Annotated in this window: 22 protein-coding genes; 12 read left to right on the plus strand and 10 right to left on the minus strand. The window is 57.6% G+C overall.

What is annotated here, in order from left to right; genetic code table 11:
* Positions 1-1,101: a Hint domain-containing protein gene (locus ACR0I8_RS12470; RefSeq protein WP_170691222.1), complete on the minus strand. Its 1,101-nt coding sequence runs from the start codon at positions 1,099-1,101 to the stop codon at positions 1-3.
* Positions 1,102-1,263: 162 nt separating this feature from the next.
* Between ACR0I8_RS12470 and lepA the strand changes: the two genes are divergently transcribed.
* The 3 genes from lepA to ACR0I8_RS12485 all read left to right on the plus strand — a co-directional run bounded on the left by lepA (position 1,264) and on the right by ACR0I8_RS12485 (position 5,236).
* A complete protein-coding gene (gene lepA, locus ACR0I8_RS12475; protein ID WP_170691223.1) occupies positions 1,264-3,063 on the plus strand; it encodes a translation elongation factor 4 in 1,800 nt (599 codons plus the stop codon).
* Between the two features lie 226 nt (positions 3,064-3,289).
* Positions 3,290-4,537 (plus strand): AAA family ATPase, encoded by a 1,248-nt coding sequence (locus ACR0I8_RS12480; protein WP_170691226.1) that lies wholly within the window; start codon positions 3,290-3,292, stop codon positions 4,535-4,537.
* 519 nt (positions 4,538-5,056) lie between these two features.
* Entirely contained in the window at positions 5,057-5,236 is a 180-nt protein-coding gene (locus ACR0I8_RS12485) for a CTP synthetase (protein WP_170691227.1), read from the plus strand.
* Positions 5,237-5,349: 113 nt separating this feature from the next.
* Here the strand turns inward: ACR0I8_RS12485 and ACR0I8_RS12490 are convergent, their stop codons facing one another.
* Together ACR0I8_RS12490 and ACR0I8_RS12495 are read right to left on the minus strand one after the other, a co-directional pair.
* A complete protein-coding gene (locus tag ACR0I8_RS12490) occupies positions 5,350-6,126 on the minus strand; it encodes a Bax inhibitor-1/YccA family protein (RefSeq protein WP_170377970.1) in 777 nt (258 codons plus the stop codon).
* A gap of 178 nt (positions 6,127-6,304) precedes the next feature.
* Positions 6,305-6,520 carry a DUF1127 domain-containing protein gene (locus ACR0I8_RS12495; protein WP_170471843.1) on the minus strand — a complete coding sequence of 72 codons (216 nt, stop codon included), beginning with the start codon at positions 6,518-6,520 and terminating at the stop codon, positions 6,305-6,307.
* A 123-nt stretch (positions 6,521-6,643) separates the two neighbouring features.
* Here ACR0I8_RS12495 and ACR0I8_RS12500 point away from each other — a divergent pair, with 123 nt between their 5' ends.
* A complete protein-coding gene (locus tag ACR0I8_RS12500) occupies positions 6,644-7,525 on the plus strand; it encodes a LysR family transcriptional regulator (RefSeq protein WP_170691229.1) in 882 nt (293 codons plus the stop codon).
* On the opposite strand, the gene ACR0I8_RS12505 is transcribed toward ACR0I8_RS12500, so the two are convergent.
* Entirely contained in the window at positions 7,522-8,478 is a 957-nt protein-coding gene (locus ACR0I8_RS12505) for an NADPH:quinone oxidoreductase family protein (RefSeq protein ID WP_170691231.1), read from the minus strand. The genes ACR0I8_RS12500 and ACR0I8_RS12505 overlap by 4 nt on opposite strands.
* Positions 8,479-8,804: 326 nt before the next feature.
* Here ACR0I8_RS12505 and ACR0I8_RS12510 point away from each other — a divergent pair, with 326 nt between their 5' ends.
* The 3 genes from ACR0I8_RS12510 to ACR0I8_RS12520 all read left to right on the plus strand — a co-directional run bounded on the left by ACR0I8_RS12510 (position 8,805) and on the right by ACR0I8_RS12520 (position 11,465).
* Positions 8,805-9,176 carry a helix-turn-helix domain-containing protein gene (locus ACR0I8_RS12510; protein ID WP_170377978.1) on the plus strand — a complete coding sequence of 124 codons (372 nt, stop codon included), beginning with the start codon at positions 8,805-8,807 and terminating at the stop codon, positions 9,174-9,176.
* 45 nt (positions 9,177-9,221) lie between these two features.
* Positions 9,222-10,013, plus strand: coding sequence for a histidinol-phosphatase (gene hisN / locus ACR0I8_RS12515; RefSeq protein ID WP_170691232.1), 792 nt, complete (start codon positions 9,222-9,224; stop codon positions 10,011-10,013).
* A gap of 114 nt (positions 10,014-10,127) precedes the next feature.
* The gene (locus ACR0I8_RS12520; protein ID WP_170691234.1) at positions 10,128-11,465 is read left to right on the plus strand and encodes an 8-oxoguanine deaminase; all 1,338 of its coding nucleotides are present in this window, start codon (positions 10,128-10,130) and stop codon (positions 11,463-11,465) included.
* Between the two features lie 61 nt (positions 11,466-11,526).
* Here the strand turns inward: ACR0I8_RS12520 and guaD are convergent, their stop codons facing one another.
* Entirely contained in the window at positions 11,527-12,816 is a 1,290-nt protein-coding gene (gene guaD / locus ACR0I8_RS12525; protein ID WP_170691236.1) for a guanine deaminase, read from the minus strand.
* A 143-nt stretch (positions 12,817-12,959) separates the two neighbouring features.
* On the opposite strand from guaD, the gene mgtE reads away from it, so the two are divergent.
* The gene (gene mgtE / locus ACR0I8_RS12530; RefSeq protein WP_170691237.1) at positions 12,960-14,351 is read left to right on the plus strand and encodes a magnesium transporter; all 1,392 of its coding nucleotides are present in this window, start codon (positions 12,960-12,962) and stop codon (positions 14,349-14,351) included.
* The gene (locus ACR0I8_RS12535; protein WP_170691239.1) at positions 14,348-14,905 is read left to right on the plus strand and encodes a 5-formyltetrahydrofolate cyclo-ligase; all 558 of its coding nucleotides are present in this window, start codon (positions 14,348-14,350) and stop codon (positions 14,903-14,905) included. The genes mgtE and ACR0I8_RS12535 overlap by 4 nt, the downstream gene beginning before the upstream one ends.
* A 10-nt stretch (positions 14,906-14,915) precedes the next feature.
* Here the strand turns inward: ACR0I8_RS12535 and ACR0I8_RS12540 are convergent, their stop codons facing one another.
* Positions 14,916-15,149, minus strand: a complete 234-nt coding sequence (locus tag ACR0I8_RS12540; RefSeq protein ID WP_170691241.1) for a DUF333 domain-containing protein — start codon at positions 15,147-15,149, stop codon at positions 14,916-14,918.
* A gap of 89 nt (positions 15,150-15,238) precedes the next feature.
* Here ACR0I8_RS12540 and ACR0I8_RS12545 point away from each other — a divergent pair, with 89 nt between their 5' ends.
* The 3 genes from ACR0I8_RS12545 (at position 15,239) to ACR0I8_RS12555 (ending at position 18,739) form a co-directional block, all read left to right on the plus strand.
* Positions 15,239-16,051 (plus strand): TIGR00282 family metallophosphoesterase, encoded by an 813-nt coding sequence (locus tag ACR0I8_RS12545; protein WP_170471827.1) that lies wholly within the window; start codon positions 15,239-15,241, stop codon positions 16,049-16,051.
* Positions 16,052-16,128: 77 nt separating this feature from the next.
* Positions 16,129-17,907 (plus strand): SLC13 family permease, encoded by a 1,779-nt coding sequence (locus tag ACR0I8_RS12550; protein WP_170660019.1) that lies wholly within the window; start codon positions 16,129-16,131, stop codon positions 17,905-17,907.
* Between the two features lie 97 nt (positions 17,908-18,004).
* Complete coding sequence (locus ACR0I8_RS12555; protein WP_170691242.1) at positions 18,005-18,739, plus strand: YbaY family lipoprotein; 735 nt, start codon at positions 18,005-18,007, stop codon at positions 18,737-18,739.
* 4 nt (positions 18,740-18,743) lie between these two features.
* On the opposite strand, the gene ACR0I8_RS12560 is transcribed toward ACR0I8_RS12555, so the two are convergent.
* The 4 genes from ACR0I8_RS12560 to ACR0I8_RS12575 all read right to left on the minus strand — a co-directional run bounded on the left by ACR0I8_RS12560 (position 18,744) and on the right by ACR0I8_RS12575 (position 23,871).
* Positions 18,744-20,405, minus strand: a complete 1,662-nt coding sequence (locus ACR0I8_RS12560; protein WP_170691244.1) for an FAD-binding dehydrogenase — start codon at positions 20,403-20,405, stop codon at positions 18,744-18,746.
* An 11-nt stretch (positions 20,406-20,416) separates the two neighbouring features.
* Positions 20,417-21,274 carry a bile acid:sodium symporter family protein gene (locus tag ACR0I8_RS12565; protein WP_170691246.1) on the minus strand — a complete coding sequence of 286 codons (858 nt, stop codon included), beginning with the start codon at positions 21,272-21,274 and terminating at the stop codon, positions 20,417-20,419.
* 73 nt (positions 21,275-21,347) lie between these two features.
* A complete protein-coding gene (locus tag ACR0I8_RS12570) occupies positions 21,348-22,082 on the minus strand; it encodes a glutamine amidotransferase (RefSeq protein WP_170691247.1) in 735 nt (244 codons plus the stop codon).
* Between the two features lie 16 nt (positions 22,083-22,098).
* On the minus strand, positions 22,099-23,871 hold the full coding sequence (locus tag ACR0I8_RS12575) for an SLC13 family permease (protein ID WP_170691249.1): 1,773 nt from the start codon (positions 23,869-23,871) through the stop codon (positions 22,099-22,101).
* Positions 23,872-23,886 lie beyond the last annotated feature (15 nt).

Consider the following 23,886-nt stretch of genomic DNA (forward strand, 5'->3'; position numbering starts at 1 on the left):
TCATGCCTCGTTTTTGCCTGCTTGGAGGGATCTTGCGCCCCTCTCAATCTGCGCGGAAGTATGAATCAAACGGGGCTTGGGATCAATACGTAGGACTTCACAAAGCAAGACCGTGGCTTCACGACGTCTTAGTGGCATTCGCGCGATCTGAATCGGCCCGGTCGTTAGGGGGGTTATATTCTGAAAAAACAAAGCGTCTGGCTCTGTGTCCCGAGGTGCTTTCGCAACAAACATGCTTTCTGACTCAATCCCGTTAGCCTTTAGGATGCTATGTCGATCAAGCAAGATGTGATGATAGCAGACGGCGCGTGCATCGGAGAAGTGGGCAAGGCCAACATCAACAAGGCTGATTGCAGGAACAAATACGTCCGGCGCCCCAAACATTAGCTCAGCCGCAGGGTGCGTGATCAGCAGCCGATGTTGTTGTGAAACGCTGAGCGCAATTGGATTTTGCAATGGGCCGGAGGGGATTTCGACAGCTCTAAAACTCCCGCTCGCGATCACATCTTGTGATCCGACCCAAGTGATTGGCAGGTGCCCGTAATCTTTCGTCCAGACCAAGTCGCCCACCTGAAGCTTCTCAATCGGGGTATCACCCTCTGGGGTCTCTATGAGTGTTCCACGGCAATAGCAGATGGGGCTCACATAATCGGAGGATTCAAAGCTCGGACCCTCTTGCGTGCTAACGACGGTCAGCGGGATACCTGACGGAGGAAACTCGCCCGGGCCGCCGATGAAAGCTATCCCTTCAACTGTACCAAAGGCGGGGGAGGAGTTATTCACATTGAAGGCAACAGCTTGGTAGGTATTGGTTCCATCCGTCAGGGTAATTCCATACTCGGCCTCAACCCGCGTACCACTCGAAAACAGGGTTCCATCAATTGTTTGGTCGCCATCCAAACGCTGATTGCCATCATTGTCTGCAAAGCTCGTGTCTGAACCTGCGTCCGTAATGAAGACTTCTGTAACATCTAGAGAGTCGATCGTGATTGTTCCGCCAATCAGATGGATGCCAGTGCCCTGGGTGAGGCCGTCCAGCCCTTGCGCGACCGAAATCGTTAACTGGCTTTCGTCCAAAACGAAGATAGAATAATCGGCCACCGGACAGCTGCTTTCTGGTTCTTATTCGGATCAGTCGCTTTAAGCATTCTACCCATTGGCTAGAATCCGGTAAATGCTACTGCTCAGAAAGCTGCGAGAATGGCCTTTTTTGCAACGCTTCAGCGCTTGACGAGACCACAAACTCCGGACATATCCCAATCCATGACAGACCTCGCTCATATCCGCAATTTCTCCATCGTCGCGCATATCGACCATGGCAAATCCACCCTTGCTGACCGGCTCATACAAGAGACCGGAACGGTCAAAGATCGCGACATGAAGGAACAGCTGCTTGACAGTATGGATATCGAGCGTGAGCGCGGCATCACCATCAAGGCCAACACGGTCCGCATCGACTATACTGCCGATGATGGCGAGAAATATGTGCTGAACCTGATCGACACCCCCGGCCACGTGGACTTTGCATATGAGGTCAGTCGGTCGATGCGCGCGGTTGAGGGCTCGCTGCTGGTCGTGGACTCGACCCAAGGGGTCGAGGCGCAGACGCTTGCTAACGTGTATCAGGCCATCGACGCCGATCATGAGATCGTGCCGGTGCTGAACAAGATCGACCTGCCCGCGTCGGATTGTGACCGCGTGGCCGAGCAGATCGAGGACGTTATCGGCATCGACGCGACCGACGCCATTCAGGTCTCGGCCAAAACGGGGCAGGGCATCCATGAGACGCTTGAGGCCATCGTGAAGCAACTGCCTGCACCGCAGGGCAATCTGGACGCGCCGCTCAAGGCGATGCTGGTGGATTCGTGGTATGACGCCTATCTTGGCGTTATTGTTCTGGTCCGTATCATGGACGGCACGTTGAAAAAGGGCATGCGGGTCAAGTTCATGTCGAACGGCACCCTGCACCATGTCGACCGCGTCGGTGTCTTCCGGCCTGAGATGGAGATGGTCGACAGCCTCGGCCCCGGTGAAATCGGCTTTCTGACTGCGTCCATCAAACAGGTCCGCGACACCCGCGTCGGTGACACCATCACCAATGACCGCAACGGGACCGAAGTCGCACTGGACGGGTTCAAACCCGCGCAGCCGGTGGTGTTCTGCGGCCTCTTCCCCGTCGACAGTTCCGAATTCGAAGACCTGCGCGATGCGATCGACAAACTGGCCCTGAACGACGCCTCGTTCTCGTTCGAAATGGAAACCTCGGCAGCCCTTGGTTTTGGCTTCCGCTGCGGCTTCCTTGGCCTTCTGCACCTTGAGGTCATCCGCGACCGTATCGAACGCGAATACGATATCGAGCTCATCACCACCGCGCCGTCGGTGATCTATCACGTCTACATGAAAGACGGCGAGATGATCGAGCTGCACAACCCCGCCGACATGCCCGACCCCTCCAAGGTCGACCATATCGAGGAACCGCGCATCAAGGCGACCATTCTGGTGCCCGACGAATATCTCGGCGATGTGCTGAAACTCTGCCAGGACCGCCGCGGTATCCAGCTGGACCTGACCTATGCGGGCACCCGTGCCATGGTTGTCTATGACCTGCCGCTGAACGAGGTCGTCTTTGACTTTTACGACCGCCTAAAATCGGTGACCAAGGGCTATGCCTCGTTCGACTACCAGATGACCGGCTATACCGAGGACAATCTGGTCAAGATGTCGGTGCTGGTGAATGACGAACCGGTCGATGCGCTGTCAACCATGGTTCACCGCGACCGGGCCGAGATGCGGGGCCGGGCGATGTGCGAAAAGCTCAAGGATCTGATCCCGCGCCACATGTTCAAAATCCCGATCCAGGCCGCCATCGGAGGCAAGGTCATCGCCCGCGAGACCCTTTCGGCCCTGCGCAAGGACGTGACCGCGAAGTGCTACGGAGGCGACGCCACGCGGAAACGCAAATTGCTGGACAAGCAGAAGGCGGGGAAGAAGAAGATGCGCCAGTTCGGGAAGGTGGATATCCCGCAGGAGGCGTTTATCTCTGCGTTGAAGATGGATAGCTAACGGCGCGTATTATTGGAAACTCAGTCTTACTAAAATGTTAGAATAAGGATGCCTCTGGAGTTCCTCTTTATTCATTCCGTGGAAAGGCAGCTAAAAAAGTAACGATTTCGGGGTGTTGATTTGCGAGGACGTTGTGATGTATTTGTGTTGCAGCACTTTACTTGCACAGATTTTTTGGCGCGAATTGTGTAGAATGGAAAAATTTTAAGCTGAACAGGCAAGCTTTATGAGACGACCCATTTTTGGACTAACGGCCACCGAGGTGTTCACTCCTAGAAAACACGCGGTTAACAATCAAATGTATGTGCATCGCCCAAATCTAGAAAAACAACTTTTAAATGCTGCGAGAGGCGCGAAGCACTTTTGTGTTTTTGGCGAAAGTGGAAATGGAAAGTCTTGGTTGTACAAACATGTTTTTTCGGCGAACAAAATTGAGTACATAAACTTAAACCTCTCAAAGGCTTTAGTTTTGGGGTCTATTGTTGACGCGATAAAAAGCAAAGTATCCGATCCAGATAGCGGTATTGTTTCCTCAAAGTTGGTTACAAAAGATGCTAGTATTCAGCCGGGCCGTATTGGTGTGAAGGGCACGGTCGCGACGACCAAGCAATACTCAGAAAAAGATCCGATAAAAACTCTGTTTGAGAAAATCAAGGGTACAAGCCGATTTCCTTCAATTGTAGTATTTGACAATTTTGAAATGGTCCTCAAGAAACCAGAACTTATTGAGGAACTCTCAAACTTAATAGTTATGCTTGACGACGATGACTATGGAGATTTCAATGTTCGGTTCTGTTTTGTAGGAGTGCCGTCGGAAATTCGTGATTATCTTGCGCATCAAGATCGGCGTTCAACGATTATGACAAGAATAACCGAAATAGACGAAGTCGCGAGGATGCGACCAGAACAAGCTCGTATGATTTTGGATAACGGCTTCGAAAGACTTTTAAGGTTGAGTTTCTTGGAGCCAGAGCGCCGTGAATTGATTTACGACCGGCTAATACATGTGAGTGATAGAATTGCTACAGAATTACATGCTTTGGGATTGGAAGTTGCTCTAGCCGCTCAAGAAAATGATGGTTACATAGAAGACTTACTAGTTGATGATGCTATCAATAGTTGGCTTTCAAATTCTCATAGTTCTGTGAGGGAGACGATAACTGAAAGGCTCAACTCGGAAGGCAAGGGACGAAGAAGTCAAGTTCTTTTCTGTTTAGGGAAAGTTGACACAGAAGATTTTACGGCAAGTGAAGTCCAAAGCATTTTTTTAAAGGAATTCGGTTACAACGCGAATGGTCGGCCAGTTAGTGTTGGTAGGCTGCTTAATGAGTTAACCAGAGGACCCAACCCTCCGATTTGCAAAACAAAGTCAGGCGAAGCATTTAGATTTACCAACCCTAAATATAGAATGGCTGTAAGGGCCATGTTACGTAAGCAAGGTCAAATAGTTGGATTGCCAAAAAATAAGCTCTGACAAAATTGTCTATAGCGTACTCTCAACAGGTGTCTATTCTGAAACAATTCGATTTTGACCACCTTAACAGCCGCAACCCCACACTCCTGCTTCACTTGACCCTGCGGAACGCTAAGCAGAAGGCGCAGTTTTCAACATCCATGATCCCTATCATCGCCTCGGATCGGCGGGTCTCTATTCCTTGACCATTGTCTCGACGAAGTTCGGTTGGAAGCTCCCCGGTGCGGGTCTTTGCCCTCAATTCTGCAGGCCAACCGTTGCAAACGCTTGAACGCCTTGGGTCTCCGCCTGTTTGCGATTGAGTTCCTCCACCGGACGAAATCCGGGACGCCGCTTATCCACGCGGGTCGACCGTAGTTCTTCCCTTCTCCGTTCAGTTACTTAGCACGTTTCCTCGAACGGATACACACGGACCGATACAAGTGACCTTTGACCCCCAAACCTCTGACCCAGATCAAGGACCGAATTCGATCAACGTGCTAGTGATAGCGCACAGTTGAATACTTGAATGAGGTCGCAATGCTCCCCCTGATGTTGATCGTTCATATCTTCCTCAGCTCTACCCTCGCAGGCACAGCCGTGATTGCTGTTCTGGTGATGGGATACACCGCAGTCCTCCCAATCGTGCTGGCGGCGGTGGTAGGGTTTGTGGCGGCCTTTCCGGCCTCGTATCTGGTGGCGCGCAAGCTGGAGCGGTGACACTCGGCCATCGCCTGTGAGCTACAGGTTCCGTCACGCATATTCCGGAAACAAAAAACCTGCCAAGATCGGATCCTGGCAGGTTTGAATGGTTTCTGCAGTTGGGGAGAGGTTTACTCTCGGTTCCCCAGCAGTTGCAGCAGGAACATGAACATGTTGATGAAGTCCAGGTACAGGCTCAGCGCGCCCATGATGGCGGCTTTGCCCAGCCATTCCTGATCACCGGCATGTGCCATCTGCAGGTAGGTGTTCTTGATCTGCTGCGTGTCATAGGCGGTCAGGCCGGCGAAGATCAGAACGCCGATGACCGAGATCGCGAAGGCCATTGCCGACGAGGCCAGGAAGATGTTGACCACCATCGCGACGATCAGGCCGATAACGCCCATGATCAGGAAGGTGCCCATGCCCGACAGGTCTTTCTTGGTCGTGTAGCCGTAGAGCGACAGACCCGCGAAGGCGATCGAGGTGATCAGGAAGACCTGAATGATCGACTGACCGGTGAAGGCGATGAAGATCCAGCTGATCGACAAGCCCATCACGGCGGCGAACGAGTAGAACACCAGCTGCGCAGCCGCAGCTGACATGCGGTTGATCATGGCGCTGAAGCCGAACACAAAGGCCAGCGGTGCGAACATGATCACCCATTTCAGCGGCGAGACATAGATCGAATGACCCAGCGCGGTCAGGTAGGTGTTCGCGTTCAGCTGCGCCACGGCCGCCGACGGATCGGTGGTGATCGACAGACCCGAGATCGCCCAGGCTGCGAGGAAGGTGATGAACATACCCACGGACATCGTGCCGTAGACTTTGTTCATATGGGCGCGAAGGCCCTCATCAATCTCGGCGGCGCGTGCGCCTGCGGCCGTCCGAATCGTATCGAATTGTGCCATTTACAAAGGTCTCCCTAAACGTATCTGCGTGCGGCCCGTAAGTATTGGCCGCTTTCCTGCTGAATATCGGCAACTGCAGGCTGTGTTTCAAGAGTTTCTGCGGTATTTCCGCCTAAAATACGCAACAAAAACGGCGACCTGCTGCCGCAGATCGCCTATCGCTGAAAAAACATGAGTTTTAAAGGCAGCTTTTCCAGAACTGCGGGGCATCCCAGATGGGACGGCGGGCCTCGGCGTCGGCCTGGGCACGGGTGATGCCGATGTCGTTCAGGGCGCGGGTATCCAGCCGAGCCAGTTGTTGGCGTTGACGTCGTACGGACAGGACGGACCGTATACGCGCAAACAGGGATTGTTTGTGTTGAGGGCAGGGTCGGTTCAGGGCGATCGAGTTCATGGTCTATCCTTTCGTTTTTCAGATGGTTTGAATTGGTCTCATCAACTTCCTTGATTTATATGGCGAGTTAGGGCACATTTTAAAAACGAATATTTTTGATTGGATGCATAAGGATTCGTGAACATGAGAAATCTGGACATCACCACATTGCGATCCTTTGTGGCTGTGGCCGATCAGGGAGGTGTCACGCGGGCGGCAGGGTTTCTGCATCTGACGCAATCAGCCGTCTCCATGCAGCTGAAACGCCTGGAAGAGCTTTTGGACCTAGAGCTTCTGGACAGAAGTGGTCGGACCATCGCGCTGACCGCCTCGGGCGAGCAGTTACTGGCCTATGCCCGTCGCATGATCGCTTTGAATGATGAGGTGATCTCGAAACTCACGGATCAGGCCTTTGAGGGCGAGGTGGTTCTGGGTGTCCCTCATGACATTGTCTACCCGGCGATCCCGCGTGTTCTTCAGCGGTTCAACGCCGATTTCCCGCGTGTGCGGGTGCAGTTGATCTCGTCCTATTCGCTGCAGCTCAAGGATATGTTCAAGCGCGGGGAATGTGACCTGATCCTGACGACCGAGCCTTCCTCATCCGATGGTTCTGAAACCATAGCCGAGCTGCCACTGCGCTGGATCGGGGCGCCCGGTGGCTCGGCCTGGCGCAAGAACCCGGTGCCGATTGCGCTGGGGCGGCGCTGTATGTTCCGCCCGCAGGTTATCGCAGCGCTGGATGCCGCAGGTATCCCGTGGGAGCTTTCCGTCGAAACCGAGAATGACCGCACCATCGAAGCGACCGTCAGCGCTGATCTTGCGATTCACGCAATGCTAGATGGCACCGAGGCTGCACACCTTGAACAGATCGACTCGGGTGGTGTTTTGCCCGAGCTGCCAGCGCATATGATCAACCTCTACGGAGGAGAGCCGGGGCGCGATGCAATCATCGAAGCGTTGGCGCAACTGGTGCGACAGAATTTCCGCATGCTAGGCGGCACGCCCCTTCGGGCGGTGGCGGGCTAGGGCGTAATCACGATTTTGCCGGTGGATTTGCGCTCTTTTAACAGGCGCAGGCCGTGTTCGACCTCGTTCAACGGAAGGGTATGGCTGATATGAGGGGTGATCTTCCCTTCGGCATGCCATTGGAACAACGTCTGAAAACTGTTGCGCACGATGTCAGGGCGGAACCTCAGATAGCCGCCGATATAGAAGCCGATCACCGTCAGGTTCTTGACCAACAGGTGGTTGGCCGGGATTTGTGGAATATCGCCACCAGCAAAGCCGATGGGCAGCAGGCGACCTTCGGGGTTGGTGGCGCGGAAGGCGGCTTTGAATACGTCGCCCCCAATCGCATCATAGACCACATCAGCGCCTCCCAACTCTTTTACGCGGGCGCGAAGGTCTTCTGAGGCGTCGATCAAGTGATCTGCCCCGGCAGCCTGTGCAACTGCCAGCTTTTCAGCGTCGCGCGCCTGGGCGATGACGGTTGCCCCCATCAGTTTGCCGATCTCCACTGCGGTTAGCCCGACGCCACCGGCTGCTCCGGTCACAAGCAGGGTTTCACCCGGCTGCAACTGGGCGCGATAGTCCAGTGCCAGATGGCTGGTCCCGTAGGCGATCTGAATGGCGGCAGCCTCTTCAAAACTGGTATCATCCGGGATGGGGATGGCCCGATCCGCGTCGAACACTCCGTACTCGGCCAACCCGTCCTGGCCCGAGTACACGGCGACACGGTCACCAACCTTCAAGCCAGAGACTGCTGGCCCCAATTCTTCGACAACGCCGGCGATTTCCATGCCTAAAGTAAACGGAGGGTTTGGCGTATCCTGATATGTGCCCTTCTGCATCAGCAAATCGGCGAAATTCAGGCCGCATGCTTTGATGGCGATTCTGACCTGTCCCTCGGCAGGTGTTGGCGTGGGCAATTCGACAATTCGCGCGTCGGCGCCTTTGGATTCAATGCGATATGCAAGCATGATGGTTCATCTCGGTTTTCAGGGAATAGGTCGCAGTATGAGCGAAATTGTCAATGCGTTCAGCTAATTGTGCGCGCTAACGAAGACAGTTTGGTTAGACCGCGCCGCCAAAATCACAGAGATGCACAACCATAAACCAATGTACAGAGATTCCAATTCAACCAACTTGAAAAAAAAGTCAAAAGCGGCAATATTGGACGGCAGTGCTGTATCGGGGGATCGCACATGTCTGGTTGGGGGATGCTTATGGGGACTTCTCTAACTTCTGTTTATGTGAACGGCGCGAAGTCCCGCAACAGATGTGTGTGTAGTAGAGGAGAATACCAATGACTCATCACGTCGATGTCCATGTGGGCAAGCGTGTCCGACATCGCCGCTGGCTGATTGGCATGACCCAACAGCAGTTGGCGCAGCAAGTTGGTATCAAGTTTCAGCAAATTCAGAAATACGAAACCGGCGCGAACCGAATCAGTGCCTCCCGCCTGTGGGACATTGCAGATGCGCTGGACGTACCGGTCAGCTTTTTCTTTGAAGGTCTTGAAGAAGGCCAAAAAGAGAAATCCGACAAGAGCGCGCTTCCTGCTGACCTGATGGGGGACAAGGAAGCCCTGGATCTGGTGCGCTCTTACTACGCGATTCCGGAAAACCAGCGTCGCCGCTTGTTTGAACTGGCACGCGTTCTCAGCGACGTTGCCTGATCACTACGGCTTGACACCGGCCCGTGTTCGCAGCACCTGTGCTGCATGAGCCAGACCGACCTGACCGACCTTGAAGTTGCCGAAGAAATGGCTGACGCCGCGCGCGCAGCCATCCTTCCATATTTCAGGCAGACCAATCTCGAAACTGACAACAAGCTGGCTGGCGGGTATGACCCCGTTACCGTGGCTGATCGAGCGGCGGAGCAAGCCATGCGGGCGGTTCTGGCACAGCGTCGGCCAGATGACGGAATTCTGGGTGAAGAGTTCGGTCAGGTTGAGGGGTCTTCGGGCAGGACCTGGGTGCTTGATCCGATCGACGGCACTCGAGGGTTCGTCAGCGGTACGCCGACCTGGGGCGTTCTGATCGCCCTGTCTACGCAAGATGGTCCGATCATGGGCGTTGTGGATCAGCCCTATATCGGTGAGCGTTTTGTGGGCGGATCAGGCATAGCTCAACTGACTGGGCCTTTGGGCACAACTCCGTTGAAAACGCGTGGCACACAGGTGTTGGAGCAGGCAACCCTGTTCACGACCTTCCCTGAGGTTGGCACGTCAGAGGATCGTGCAGGTTTTCAGGCCGTCGCTGAGTTGGTTCAACTGACCCGCTATGGCATGGACTGCTATGCCTACGCCCTGCTTTCTGCCGGTCAGGCAGATCTGGTGATCGAAGCCGGGTTGAACGCCTATGACATTCAGGCGCCGATTGCAGTGATTGAAGCCGCAGGCGGTATCGTCACCGATTGGCAGGGTGGCTCGGCTCACAATGGCGGAAGGGCATTGGCAGCCGCCAACGCTGAAATTCACGCCGCGGCGTTGGAAATCCTGCGTAGCTATTGAATGTCATTGCCGCATTGGTCGCGCGTGAGTAGACTGTACTGAGCCGGTTCTTGCGCCCGTTTTCCGCTGGCTAATGCACTCCTTGCTTGAGACGGGCAGAAGCAGGAGCGTAAAATGCCCGAAATACTGATCAAAAACGCCGACACCATCCTGACAATGGATGATAATCGCCAAGAGCTGCACGGCGCGGATATCCTGATCCGGGGCGGCCAGATCGTCGAAATTGCCCAGGGTCTGACAACAACCGGAGAGATTCACGATGCCTCGGGCTGCGTCATCACACCTGGGTTGGTGAATACGCATCACCACCTTTACCAAACGCTGACACGGGCGGTTCCGGGCGGGCAGGACGCCTTGCTTTTCGGCTGGCTGCAGACGCTCTACCCGATCTGGGCGCGGTTCGGACCGGATGAGATGTTCACTTCGGCGCAGATCGGGCTGGCCGAATTGGCTCTGTCGGGATGCACGCTCAGTTCCGACCACTTGTACCTCTACCCGAACGGAGCGCGGCTCGAAGACACGATTGCCGCCGCCTCGGAATTGGGGATTCGCTTTCATCCCACGCGCGGGGCGATGAGTATCGGTGAAAGTGACGGAGGCCTGCCGCCCGACAGTCTGGTCGAGCGAGAGAAAGACATTCTCAATGATATGATCCGCGTGGTGGATGCGTTTCACGATCCTTCGGAGGGGTCTATGTGCCGTGTAGGCCTGGCCCCCTGTTCGCCCTTTTCCGTCAGCCGCGACCTGATGCGAGACGCAGCACTGCTGGCGCGCGACAAGGGGGTGATGCTGCATACCCATCTGGCCGAGAATGACGAAGATATCGCCTATTCCGAAGCCCAATTCGGCTGTCGTCCGGGCCAATATGCCGAGGAGCTGGGCTGGACCGGCGCGGATGTCTGGCATGCCCATTGCGTGAAACTGGATGGGGTCGAGATCGATCTGTTCGCAAGGACGGGAACCGGAGTGGCCCATTGCCCCTGCTCGAACTGTCGCCTCGGGTCTGGCATAGCGCCAGTAAGAACCATGAGGGATAAAGGCGTGAAGGTGGGGCTGGGCGCGGACGGGTCGGCCAGCAATGACAACGGCAACCTGATGCTCGAGGCGCGGCAAGCTATGTTGCTGCAACGCGTGGTGAATGGCGCAGACGCCATGTCCGCCCGCGAAGCGCTTGAGATCGCGACACGGGGCGGAGCCGACGTGCTTGGACGGCCCGATTGCGGCCGACTGATGCCGGGTAAACGGGCCGATATTGCCGTCTGGGATACCCGCACAAGCCTCGAAAGCGCGGGCAGTTGGGACCCGGCAGCCTTGCTTCTGGCGGGTCCAATGCAGGTCAAACATCTGTTCGTTGAAGGCCGCCAGATCGTGCGCGACGGTCAGATCACGACGATTGACCTGCCGCGCACCATCGAAACCCAAAAACGTCTGGCCCGCGCACTTGCCCAATAGCGGAATCCGCCCTTCATCTGGCTAAAAATATCCACGCCGGAGGCATGTGCCGAAGGCGCATTCAACGGGCGACCTGCGCCCCTCCGATCCAGACATCAGCAACAGCGCGGTCGTCTCCCATCATGATGGTGGGGAACACGGCCTCCCATAGATCATCCGCGTGGGCCTCGCGCTGGGCGATAGCTGGGGTCGAGGCTAGGTCGATCACCACCAAATCGGCCTCCATCCCCGTGGCAACATTCCCGATGCAGTCGTCCATCCGCAACGTTCGCGCCGACCCGACTGTACCTAGCCAAAGCAATTGCGCCGGGTGCAGGGGGCGACCGCGCAGCTGGCCGATCTCATAAGCGGCGGCCATCGTGCGCAGCATCGAAAAGCTGGACCCGCCACCGGTATCGGTGGCCAGGCCAACGCGGTGACCATCTCGGATCAACCCGTTCATGTCGAATAGGCCCGACCCGATGAAGGTGTTCGAGGTCGGGCAATGCACCAAGCCGGCGTCCACCTCGCGCAGCCGATCCCGCTCACGATCTTCTAGATGGATAACGTGACCATAGAGGCCGTTTTGACCCAGCAGGCCGAATTTTTCGTAGGTATCCAGATAATCGCGCGCATCCGGGAACAGGGACCGGACCCATTCGATCTCATCGGTTTGCTCGCTCAGGTGGGTTTGCATCAAGCAATGTGGGTGTTCCGCCCAGAGCGCGCCCAAAGCCTCAAGCTGTTCGGGCGTCGAGGTGGGCGAGAACCGAGGCGTGATTGCGTAAGACAGACGATCCACGCAGTGCCATTTCTCCAACAGGGCCTGAGACTGGTCATAGGCCGTTTGCGCGGTATCCCGGAGCCCTTCGGGTGCGTTGCGGTCCATGCAGGTTTTGCCTGCAACAACCCGTTGGCCGCGCTGTTGGGCGACCGAGAAAAAGGCATCGACGCTTTCAGGGTGAATCGTGCAGAAACTGCACATGGTCGTTGTTCCATGTGCGGTCGTCAGGTCGAGGTAACGGTTTGCGATCTCGGTGGCGTAGTCGATATCGCCGAACTTCATCTCTTCGGGGAAGGTATAGGTGTTCAGCCAGTCGATCAGCCGCTTGCCCCAGCTCGCGATCATGGCGGTCTGAGGGAAATGCACATGCGGGTCGACAAACCCGGCCATGATCAGATGAGAGCCGTAGTCCGTAATCTCGGCATCCGGATGCGCGGCGCGTAGGCTATCCAGCGCGCCGACTGCCCGCACGCGCCCATCCTCGATCACGACCGCTTCGTCGAGTTTGGAGCAATCTGTTGGCTCTCCCTCAAAAGGGGAGCCGTCAAAACTCAGAACGCGCCCTTTCAAAAGCGTCTTTTGCGCCATTCGCTTTGTTCCTTAGCTGATTGAGCCCGTTCATCAGCATATGCGTGCGAAAGATGAGGGTAAATCGGCGCATTGTCATTGTTTTCCGGTAGCTGCTTCTTCTAATTAGGGGCCAATGGCAGGGCTAAGAACGGGAGCAGCACATGACCACAGGCATTGATGATCCCGTAACCGACTCCGCTGACGAAGACGTCTACGCGCTGGACCGCCGTACCGTTGCGGCGATCCTGTTTGCCGTGGACGTGGATGATCGCGACAAGCTGGTCGAGTTGATGGAGCCGCTTCACGCAGCCGACATCGCCGACCTTCTGGAACAGATCAACCCCTACGACCGTGCGCGCCTGATCCGTCTCTATGACAAAGAGTTCGATGGCGACATCCTGTCGGAACTGGATGAGGCCGTCCGGGAAGAGGTCATTGGTGTCCTGAAACCCGACGTTCTGGCCGAAGCGGTTCGGGACATGGACAGCGATGATGTCGTTGACCTGCTGGAAGATCTGGAAGAGCCGCAACAGGAGACGATCCTGGACGCGCTCGAGGATTCCGAGCGGGTCGCGGCAGAGCAGGCGCTCTCGTATCCCGAAAACTCGGCCGGTCGTTTGATGCAGCGCGAGGTCGTCATGGCGCCCGAGCATTGGACGGTGGGGCAGGCCATTGATTTCATGCGCGCCAATGATGACCTGCCGGAACAGTTCTATCATGTCGTGCTGGTTGATCCGCGCCTGAAGCCCGTGGCGCAGATCACCTTGGGCAAGCTGATGGCGACGCGGCGCGAAGTGCCGCTGCGGGACCTGGCAGAAGAGGAATTCCACATCATCCCCGTCGATCAGGACGAAGAGGATGTGGCCTATGCCTTCAACCAGTATCACCTGATCTCGGCCCCCGTCGTCGATGCGGATGGCCGCCTGGTCGGTGTCATCACCATCGACGACGCCATGGTGGTGCTTGATGAAGAACATGAGGAAGACATTCTGCGCCTGGCGGGGGTTAGCGACGAAAGCTCGATCTCGGACAGTGTCGCCGCGACCAGTCGCCGCCGTTTGCCGTGGCTTGCTGTGAACTTGTGTACTGCGATCTGTGCTTCGTTGGTGATTTCGCAATTCGAGGCCGCGATTGATCAGCTGGTGGCACTTGCGATCCTGATGCCGATTGTCGCCTCGATGGGTGGCAATGCGGGGACGCAGTCGCTGACAGTTGCGGTGCGGGCGTTGGCCACGCGCGACCTGACCCCTTCGAACGTCATGCGCGTGATCCGACGCGAGCTGTTGGTCGGCATGCTGAACGGCCTGTGTTTTGCGATTGTTCTGGGCACGGTGGGGATGCTTTGGTTCGATTCGCCTCTGCTTGGGGTCGTGATCGGGTCTGCTTTGGTCGTGAACATGATCATCGCTGGCTTTGCAGGTACGGTAGTACCGGTCTTGCTGGACCGAATGGGCATTGACCCGGCGCTGGCATCGGGGACGTTTGTGACAACCACAACGGATGTCATGGGCTTCTTCATCTTCTTGGGACTGGCCAGCGTGGTGCTTCTGTGACCGATCTGACTGAAATCAAAGCGATGGCGCGCAAGGCCGCGTTTGTCCGTCGTAAAGCGGCGTTTGACGCGTTTGTGCCGGGTGCTGCGGGTCGTTTGTCCGAGATATTGGCAGGCCACCGGGGCGTGCCCATGTCCGGCTACATGCCAATCCGGACCGAGATCGACCCGCTGCCTGCAATGGCTGAAGCTACAGCCTATGGCCCCGTTGGTGTGCCGGTGATTCAGGCCGCAGGGCAGCCGCTGAAATTTTCGCGTTGGACGCCTGAGGGCGCTTTGAAGGATGGGCCTTTCGGGGCAAAAGTACCCGAGGTCGACGACTACTTCGACCCCGAAATCCTGATTGTTCCGTTGGTGGCTTTTGACGCCAAGGGCGGCCGTCTGGGCTATGGCGGCGGGTTCTACGACCGCACCCTGGAAGGGCTACGCGCCAAACGCCCAACCCTGGCGATCGGCTTTGCCTTCGATGCGCAAGAGGCCGAAGGGCTGCCTTTGGAGCCAACCGATCAGCCGTTGGATATGGTTGTCACGGAAAGCCGTGTTATGACGTTCTAAGGCTCCGTCCTTAGATCGAGTGGTTCTCACGGAAGTATTCCCAAGCGTCTACCTCGCGGCCGCTGGCCAATATGCAAATGCCGGTTTGCCCGTCGGCACCGTCGCGGATTTCATATTTGCCACCGCTTTCCACGCAGAATGTGGCTGCGGGGTTGGCAATCTGCGTGTTGGAATCGCTCGTTCCCGCCTGGTCACAAGCGGCTAGCGCAGTGAGGCCAAGGGCAGACAATAGGATACGCGACATCAAGTTTCTCCGATCTAAAGGGCTTTGACGGTTTATTACGGCAGCATAACCACTTGTGCTTCGCGTTGACCAGACTTACGACCAATGGGATGAGGATACTTTTTCTGGGTGACGTCATGGGCCGCGCGGGACGCACGGCCATCCAACAGCATCTGCCGCGTCTGCGCGACGAATGGCGTTTGGATTTTGTTGTGGTCAATGGCGAAAACGCCTCGAACGGGATGGGGCTGTCCGGGGATCATGCCAAACTGCTGCTTGATGCGGGCGCGGATTGCGTGACGCTGGGCGATCATGCCTTCGACCAGAAAGACATGCTGCAACACATCGAGAAAGAGTCGCGAATCTTGCGCCCGGTGAACTTTGCCAAAGGCGCGCCGGGGCGGGGTCATCGCCTGTTCAACGCACCCGGAGGGCGCAAGGTTCTGGTGGTTCAGGTTCTGGGCCAGGTTTTCATGAAGCGACCCTTTGATGATCCGTTCTCGGCGATCGAGCCGATCCTGAAGTCCCACCCGCGTGGCGGACAGGCCAATGCTATCATCGTGGATATGCATTGCGAGGCGACATCCGAGAAAATGGCGATGGGCCACTATTGTGACAAGCGTGCGAGCCTTGTTGTGGGCACGCATACGCACGTTCCTACGGCGGATTCGCAGATTCTGCCCGGCGGCACGGCCTATCTGACAGATGCGGGGATGTGCGGCGACTATGACTCGGTCATCGGTATGGACAAGGTCGAACCGATGCGCCGGTTCATCACCGGTATGCCTAAGGCGCGCTTTTCCCCGGCCAATGGTGAGGCAACCCTCAGCGGGGTGTTTGTCGAAACCAATGATCAGGATGGCAGCGCAAAATCAGTGCGCATGGTCCGCGTGGGCGGGCGACTAGAGCAGGCCGGGCCGTAAATGCTTGCCCTGATCCTCGCAATGCGGGAAACTGAAAGTCAGGCGCTTGGGCCTAGGGTTCGGACTGAAAACCACGAATGCAATTCCTCTCACTGACAGACACGGGCAGCGCGATACTGGCGCTTTTGGTGGTCGCAGGTATGTTCGTGATGTTCCTTCGCGAGGTCTACCCGACCGAGGTCGTGGCCATTGGTGGCGTCGCATTGATGCTAGTGACCGGCATTCTGCCCTATCAAAGCGCGCTGGCCGTGCTGTCGAACCCCGCGCCTTGGACGATTGCCGCGATGTTCATCATCATGGGAGCCTTGGTGCGGACCGGAGCGCTGGATGCGTTCACCTCAACGGCCCAAAAGCAGGCGCAAGTAAACCCGCGCATAGCGATTGCCTTGCTGATGGGGTTTGTGGTGGTGGCGTCCGCGGTGGTGTCGAACACGCCGGTGGTCGTCGTGATGATCCCGGTTTTTGTTCAGATCGCCCGCACGCTGAACGTACCTGCCTCTAAGCTGCTGATCCCGCTCAGCTATGCGGCCATTCTGGGCGGTACTCTGACCCTGATCGGGACCTCGACCAACTTGCTGGTGGACGGTGTGGCCCGGGCACAGGGCATGCAAGCGTTCACGATTTTCGAAGTCACGCCGCTGGGTATCGTGCTGGTGATCTATGGCATGGTCTACCTGCGCTTCATCGCGCCGCGCCTTTTGCCGGAGCGGGACAGCATGGCCTCGATGCTGAGCGACCGGTCCAAGATGAAGTTCTTTACCGAGGCCGTCATTCCCCCGGAAAGTAACCTGATTGGGCGTGAGGTCACCGGCGTACAGCTATTCAAGCGCCCGGGTGTGCGCCTGATCGACGTTCTGCGCGGAGACGATTCCTTGCGACGTAATCTCAAGGGTGTAACACTAAATGTCGGCGACCGGGTGGTTCTGCGCACGGAAATGACTGAGCTGCTGAGCCTGCAGAGCAACAAGGAGCTCAAGCGGGTTGATCAGCTTTCGGCCGTCGAGACCAAAACGGTCGAAGTTCTGATCACTCCGGGCTGTCGGATGGTGGGGCGAGCGCTGGGCACCATGCGTCTGCGCCGTCGTTATGGTGTCTACGTGCTGGCCGTGCATCGGCGGAACCAGAATATCGGTTTGCAGCTCGATGAGCTTGTCGTGCGGGTGGGGGATACTCTGCTGCTCGAAGGGTCTCCGGCTGACATCCAGAAGCTGGCCGCCGACATGGACATGGTCGATGTCACCCAACCCTCGGCGCGGGCCTTCCGCCGAAGCCATGCGCCAATTGCGATTGGCTCTCTGGTCGGGATCGTGGTTCTGGCGGCGCTGGGCGTTGCGCCGATCCTGCTACTGTCAATCCTTGCGGTTGCTGCCGTTCTTCTGACGCGCTGCATCGACGCGGATGAGGCGTTCTCCTTTGTCGAGGGTCGCCTGCTGGCGCTGATCTTTGCCATGCTGGCCATCGGGGCCGCCTTGGACGCGTCGGGCGCAGTGTCCCTGATTGTCGAAGCGATTGCACCGTCGCTGAGTGTTTTGCCGCCGTTCCTGATCATCTGGGCAGTGTACCTGCTGACCTCGGTTCTGACCGAGCTGGTTTCAAACAACGCGGTCGCCGTGGTTGTCACGCCGATTGCAATTGGTCTGGCGCAAGCCGTTGGGATGGACCCGCGTCCACTTGTGGTTGCTGTCATGGTCGCGGCTTCGGCTTCTTTCGCGACGCCGATCGGGTATCAGACAAACATGATGGTATACGGACCCGGCGGCTATCGGTTCACGGATTTCATGAAGGTGGGTATTCCGCTGAACCTGACCGTTGGGCTGTTGGCATCGCTTCTCATTCCGCTGTTCTGGCCTCTGTAAGATCGGCACTGACCCGCCGTCATTTTGCGGTGCCTCTTGCAAATCTTGGCCGATACACAAAGCTTTATGAATGTGTTTATGACAAGAGGATTGGACCATGCCTGCAAAAGGAACCGCAGTGGCCGCGATCGCCTGCGTAATGATGGCGAGCACTGGCTTTGCCGGAACAGTCGAAGGCTCGGCCAGCTATCGCGAAAGGATCGCCGTTCCGCCCGATGCAACCCTGTTTGTTGAGCTTCAGGATGTCTCGCTTGCCGATGCGCCAGCCGTGACGCTGGCGGCGCAACGCTACGCTCTGTCTGCCGTTCCGGCCTCGTTTCAGCTGAACTATGACGACGCCCTGATCAAGGACGGGCACCGCTATTCTGTAAGGGCGACGATTACTCAAGGGCAAAGGCTGTTGTTCACGACGGACACGGTCTATCCGGTAATCTCTGATGAGGCGGGCAATTCCATCGATCTGATGCTCGTGCAAGTTCAGGCGCAGGGGGCGACGATGCTGGAGAATTCAGAATGGATCGCTGCATCGCTAAACGGTGAGCCCATCGAAACGGAGAGACGGCCCGAGCTGATCTTTGGTCAAGGCGGCGCGTTCTCGGGCACAGGCGGGTGCAACCGTTTCACCGGTCAGGCCGAGATATCAGGCAACCGGATCGAGTTTCCCGACAATATGGCGGCCACCCTCATGGCTTGCCCACCACCCTTGGATGAGATCGAACGCGCCTTCCTGAAAACAATGCAGAGCGTCACCACCTTCGCCGTGCAGGGCGATGCATTGGCCCTTTTGGATGATGCGGGCGAGCCGGTCATCAAACTCGTCCGCAAGCAGTGACGCATCAGGCCACAGCGCGGGATCGCCCAGCGTTGCGGCCTGAGAAGATGCAGCCGCCGAGGAAGGTGCCTTCAAGCGCGTTGTAGCCATGATAGCCTCCGCCGCCGAAACCGGCGACCTCGCCGGCGGCAAAGAGGCCGGGCACCACTTGCCCATCCGCGCCAATCATCTGACTGTCCAGATTGGTCTGCAGCCCGCCAAGTGTCTTGCGGGTGAGCACGTGCAGCTTGACCGCAATCAGCGGGCTGTTTGAGGGATCGAGGAACTTGTGCGGCTTGGCCGTCCGGATCAGCTTGTCACCGCGATAGTTGCGTGCCGCCAGAATCGCCATCATCTGAGCGTCTTTTGAGAACGGATTGTCGACCTGAGAGTCTCGCGCCTCGATCTGCGCCCTCAGATGGGCCTCATCAATCAGACCTCCGCCCAACTGGTTCATGCCGCTGACCAACTCAGTCAGAGTGTTCGCGACGATGAAATCCTCGCCCTTTTCCTTGAAAGCCTCAACAGGGGCTGTGGCTTTGCTGCCCGACAGAATGCGCTGGCGGATCACCTCTTTCCAACTGCCCGAGGTGAAATCGGGGTTCTGTTCTGACCCCGACAGAGCGAATTCCTTTTTGATGATCTTCTGCGTCAGAACGAACCAGCTATACTCGTGTCCTGTTTTCAGAATTTCGCGCAGCGTTCCTAGCGTGTCGAACCCCGGCAGGCAGGGCGGTTGCAGCCGATTACCCTTGGCATCGAACCACATCGAGCTTGGACCGGGCAGAATGCGAATTCCGTGTGCGGGCCAGATCGGATCCCAGTTTCGAACGCCTTCCGTATAGTGCCACATGCGGTCGCCGTTGATCACATGGCCGCCCGCCTTTTCGCTGATCGGGATCATACGTCCGTCCACGTGAAACGGGACGCCTGCAACCATGTCTTGCGGAGGCTCGCCCAGACGGTCGCGGGGCCAGTTCTTTCGAACCATCTCAAAATTCCCGCCGATCCCGCCCGAGGTGACGATGACCGAAGGAGCGTAATATTCGAACTCGCCCAGCTCTTCGCGGTTGGTTTTGGCGCCGCGTTGGGCTGTATCCTCGGCCAGAACTTCGCCCGAGACACCCTTGGCGCAGCCGTTTTGCATGATGATGTGGCTGACCTGATGGCGGAACTTCAGCTGGACCAGCCCGGCGCTGACATGTTCCTTCACGCGGCGGATGAAGTGTTCCAGCACGCCGGGGCCGGTGCCCCAAGTGATGTGAAACCGCGGCACCGAGTTGCCATGCCCGTTCGCATAGGAGCCTCCACGCTCGGCCCAACCGACCACCGGGAACCAGCGCAGACCCATGTCATGCAGCCAAGGACGCATTTCCCCTGCGGCGAACTCGACATAGGTCTCGGCCCATTTCCGGGGCCACAGATCGTCGTCGCGATCAAACTGCGCACTGCCCATCCAGTCGCGTAGCGCAAGATCGTGGCTGTCTTTGATGCCCATCCGGCGCTGCTCGGGCGTGTCGACCATGAACAGGCCGCCGAGGCTCCAGAACGCTTGTCCGCCCAAGAAGCTCTCGGGTTCCTGATCCACAACGATCACCGTCTTGCCCCGGTCACCCAGCTCGGCCGCAGCCGCCAGCCCGGCCAGTCCGCCTCCGACGACGATCGCATCTGCCGTGTTATTGGCCATGTCAGGTCCTTTCAGCGTTTGCGAAACCAAAGGAGGAAGGGGAACACAACGACATACATAGTGACGCCATAAACCGCCGAGGGCAAAGCCAGAGTGCTGAACCCGGTCTCGGTTCCCGTGATCAATGCCGTCAAGGTCAGCCCGAGGGTCGAGTTCTGGATACCGGTGTCAATCGAGATGCTTTTACACTCGGCCCAGGACAGGTTCGCGGCGCGCGAGACACCCAGACCGATCAGAAGCAGCGCGATATTCAGAGACACCAGCCCGGTGCCCATGATGCCAAGGTTCTCAATAAAGAGCTGCCAGTTCCCGGCCACGGCGGCGATGACGATCAGCACGAACAGAGCGCCAGCCAGTTTGGACAACCCGCCCTCGATCCGTTTTGCAAACCCCGTTGCAAACCTGCGAACTGTGATGCCGATGGCGACGGGTAGGGTCGTGATCAGGAACATAGCAATCGCCAGCCCGGTGATCGACACGTCGGGCGCGTCCTCGCCCATGAAATGCGCGATGGTCCAGGCGGCCAGGATCGGCACAGTCAGGATCGACAGGATACTGATCACCGCTGTCAGGCTGACCGAAAGCGCCACATCACCCTTGGCAAATTTCGTCAGGATGTTGCTGGTTACACCACCCGGACAAAAGCTGAGGAGCATGAAACCGACCGCAATCTCTGGCGGCAGACCTAGCAGTTTGACGGTCACAAACGCCGCGATTGGCAGCAGCACAACCTGACATAGCGCACCGATTGCAAACGGGTATTTGCGGGTCAGGACGCGCCGGAAATCGGCGATCTCAAGCCCGATACCCAAAGACAGCATGATGATGGCGAGCGAAACAGGCAGGCCGACATTGATTAGAAAATCCAAGAACAACTCCTCCCAAAGTCGTTTGAATGCAGACTAAGCGAGGGGGAAACCGTCAGGCAACCGCGTCGTTAGGTCATCTATAGCGTTCGACGAACCGGCGCAGGATTTCGCCCGGCTGTGTGACGTCTGCTGCGTTGCAGATATCGATCAGGCGCTGGGCGTCCTCGGGCGGGAAATAGCCGTGGTGTTTGTAGATGTTGATGCGCTGCTCAAAGTCTTTGGCGTCAGCTTCCGGATGGAACTGAGTCGCATAGACGTTCTGCCGCCAGCGGATCATCTGAATCGGGCATGGGTCTGAGGCGACAAGATGCACGCATCCATCCGGCAGGGTCTGGACGGCCTCCTTGTGGCCAACGAAGGCGTCGAACTTGGGCGAAAGGCCCGCAGTCAAGGGATCAGCGGCGCCGTCATCTGTCAGACGGCATGCCGAAGGGCCAACCGGTTCGCCGAACTTGGCCTTGCTGACGTCGCCACCCAAATGCGCGGCCAGAACGCCTAACCCGTAGCAGCAACCCATGAAGGGATGATCCTGCGCGGTGATCTGCGGCATCAACCCCATGACCGCGTTTTCGATCTTTGTGTCCAACTCGGATTTCGTTGCTGGATCGTCGCTGACGCAACCCGGACCTCCGCCGACGATGACACCCGCGTAGTCGGTGACATTCAAGCCTTTGGGCAGGTCTTCGCAATCCAGCCGGATGCGGTGGGTTTGCTCGGGCGTCAGGCCGGTTTTGTCGAGGATCGAGGCATATTCGGCATCCGATGCATCAGCTTCAGGGCGCAATTGTAGGATCAGGAAGCGTTTCATAGTGGGGCTTTACCTGTCAAAGCGGCCAGAAGACAAGGATCGCGGGGATTGAGACCGCGATGATCAGGATTTCAAGCGGCAGACCCATGCGCCAATAGTCACCGAACCGATAGCCTCCGGGCCCCAGAACCAGCGTGTTGTTCTTGTGCCCGATCGGCGTGAGGAACGCGGCCGAGGCGGCAACGGCCACTGTCATCAGGAACGGATCGGGAGAGACCTCGAGCGTGCGGGCCATCTGGATGCCCACGGGGGCGGCGACAATGGCCGTGGCCGTGTTGTTCAGTACGTCCGACAGCGTCATCGTCACAACCATCAGAACGGTGAGGATGGCCCAGGCGGGCAGGCCATTTGTCAGCTGGATCAGGGCATTGGCGATCAATTCGGTGCCGCCTGAGGTCTCCAGCGCGCTGCCCAAAGGGATCATCGAGCCGAGCAGCACCACAACAGGCCATTCGATGTGATTATAGATGTCACTGATCGGCATGATTTTGGTCAGAACGTAGGCCACGACAACAAAACCCAGCGCGATGGGCAGGTAGATCAACCCTATGCTGGCCGCCAAAACCGCAGTGGCGAACAGGCCGATGGCGAGCCAGGCTTTTTCGTTGGCCGTCACGTTCAGGCCCCGCTGCGCCAGTGGCAGACAACCCAGCCATTCCGTCACGTCGGCACCCCGGTCGCGGGGGCAGAGCAGAAGCAGGATATCGCCGGCCTCGACCTCGGTCTTACGGACTTGTTCGGTGATGCGGCGACCCTGGCGCGAGATGCCCATAAGAACCGTGCTTTGCCGCCAAGCCAGACCCAGTCCCTGTGCGGTACGGCCGGTGATACGCGCGCTTTCCGTGGCAACCACTTCGATCACCTCAAGCCCGTCGCCTTCTGCAGTCAGCATCTCTTGCCGGCGAGTGTCCGAGAAATCCAGCTTTAGCGCTGCGCGGAATTCATCCAGCGCTTCGGGCCGCGCTTCCAGTACCAGCGCGTCGCCCTCTTTCAGAGTGGCGTGGGCAGATCGGCCATAGCGCCGTTTGCCGTCGCGGATCAGGCCAATGATTGCCACGTCGGATTTCTCGGCATCTTCGTACAGCTCGCTGACACGCTTGCCGATATGGGGCGACTCGGAGGGCAGGGTGAGTTCGGCGATGTATTCGGCCAGTGCCTCGGAGGCTTCTTCCTGCGCGCCTCGGTTTGGGATCAGCCGCCAGCCAATCAGCGACACGAACGCCAAGCCGGCGATGGCCGCGATCCCTCCGACGGGGGCAAAGTCGAACATCTTGAACGGCTCGCCCAAGGTCTCGGCCCGGATCGAGGCGATGATGATGTTTGGCGGTGTCCCGATCAGGGTCGCCATGCCACCCAGGATCGTCGCAAAGCTGAGCGGCATGAGCGTCAGCCCCACCGCGCGCCCCGCTTTGCGCGCGGTCTGTATGTCGACCGGCATCAGGAGGGCTAGTGCAGCGACGTTGTTCATAAACGCCGACAGAACCGCGCCGATTCCGCCCATCAGTGCGATATGGGCGCCAAGTCCACGCGAGGCATCCACAAGAGTGCGCGTGATCAGGAATACAGCCCCGGATCGGACCAGCCCAGCCGAAACTACCAGCACCAAGGCAACGATGATTGTTGCAGGATGCCCGAACCCGGCAAAGGCGTTGTCGACTGGCACAACACCCAGCGTGACCCCGATCATCAGGGCGTTGAAGGCCACAAGGTCATACCGGAAACGGCCCCAAAGGAGCATTCCAAAGACTGTAATGAAAAGCGCAAACAGAATGATTTGATCGGTCGTCATGCGGCCACCTTACCC

This window comes from Ruegeria sp. BG9 (assembly GCF_056538305.1).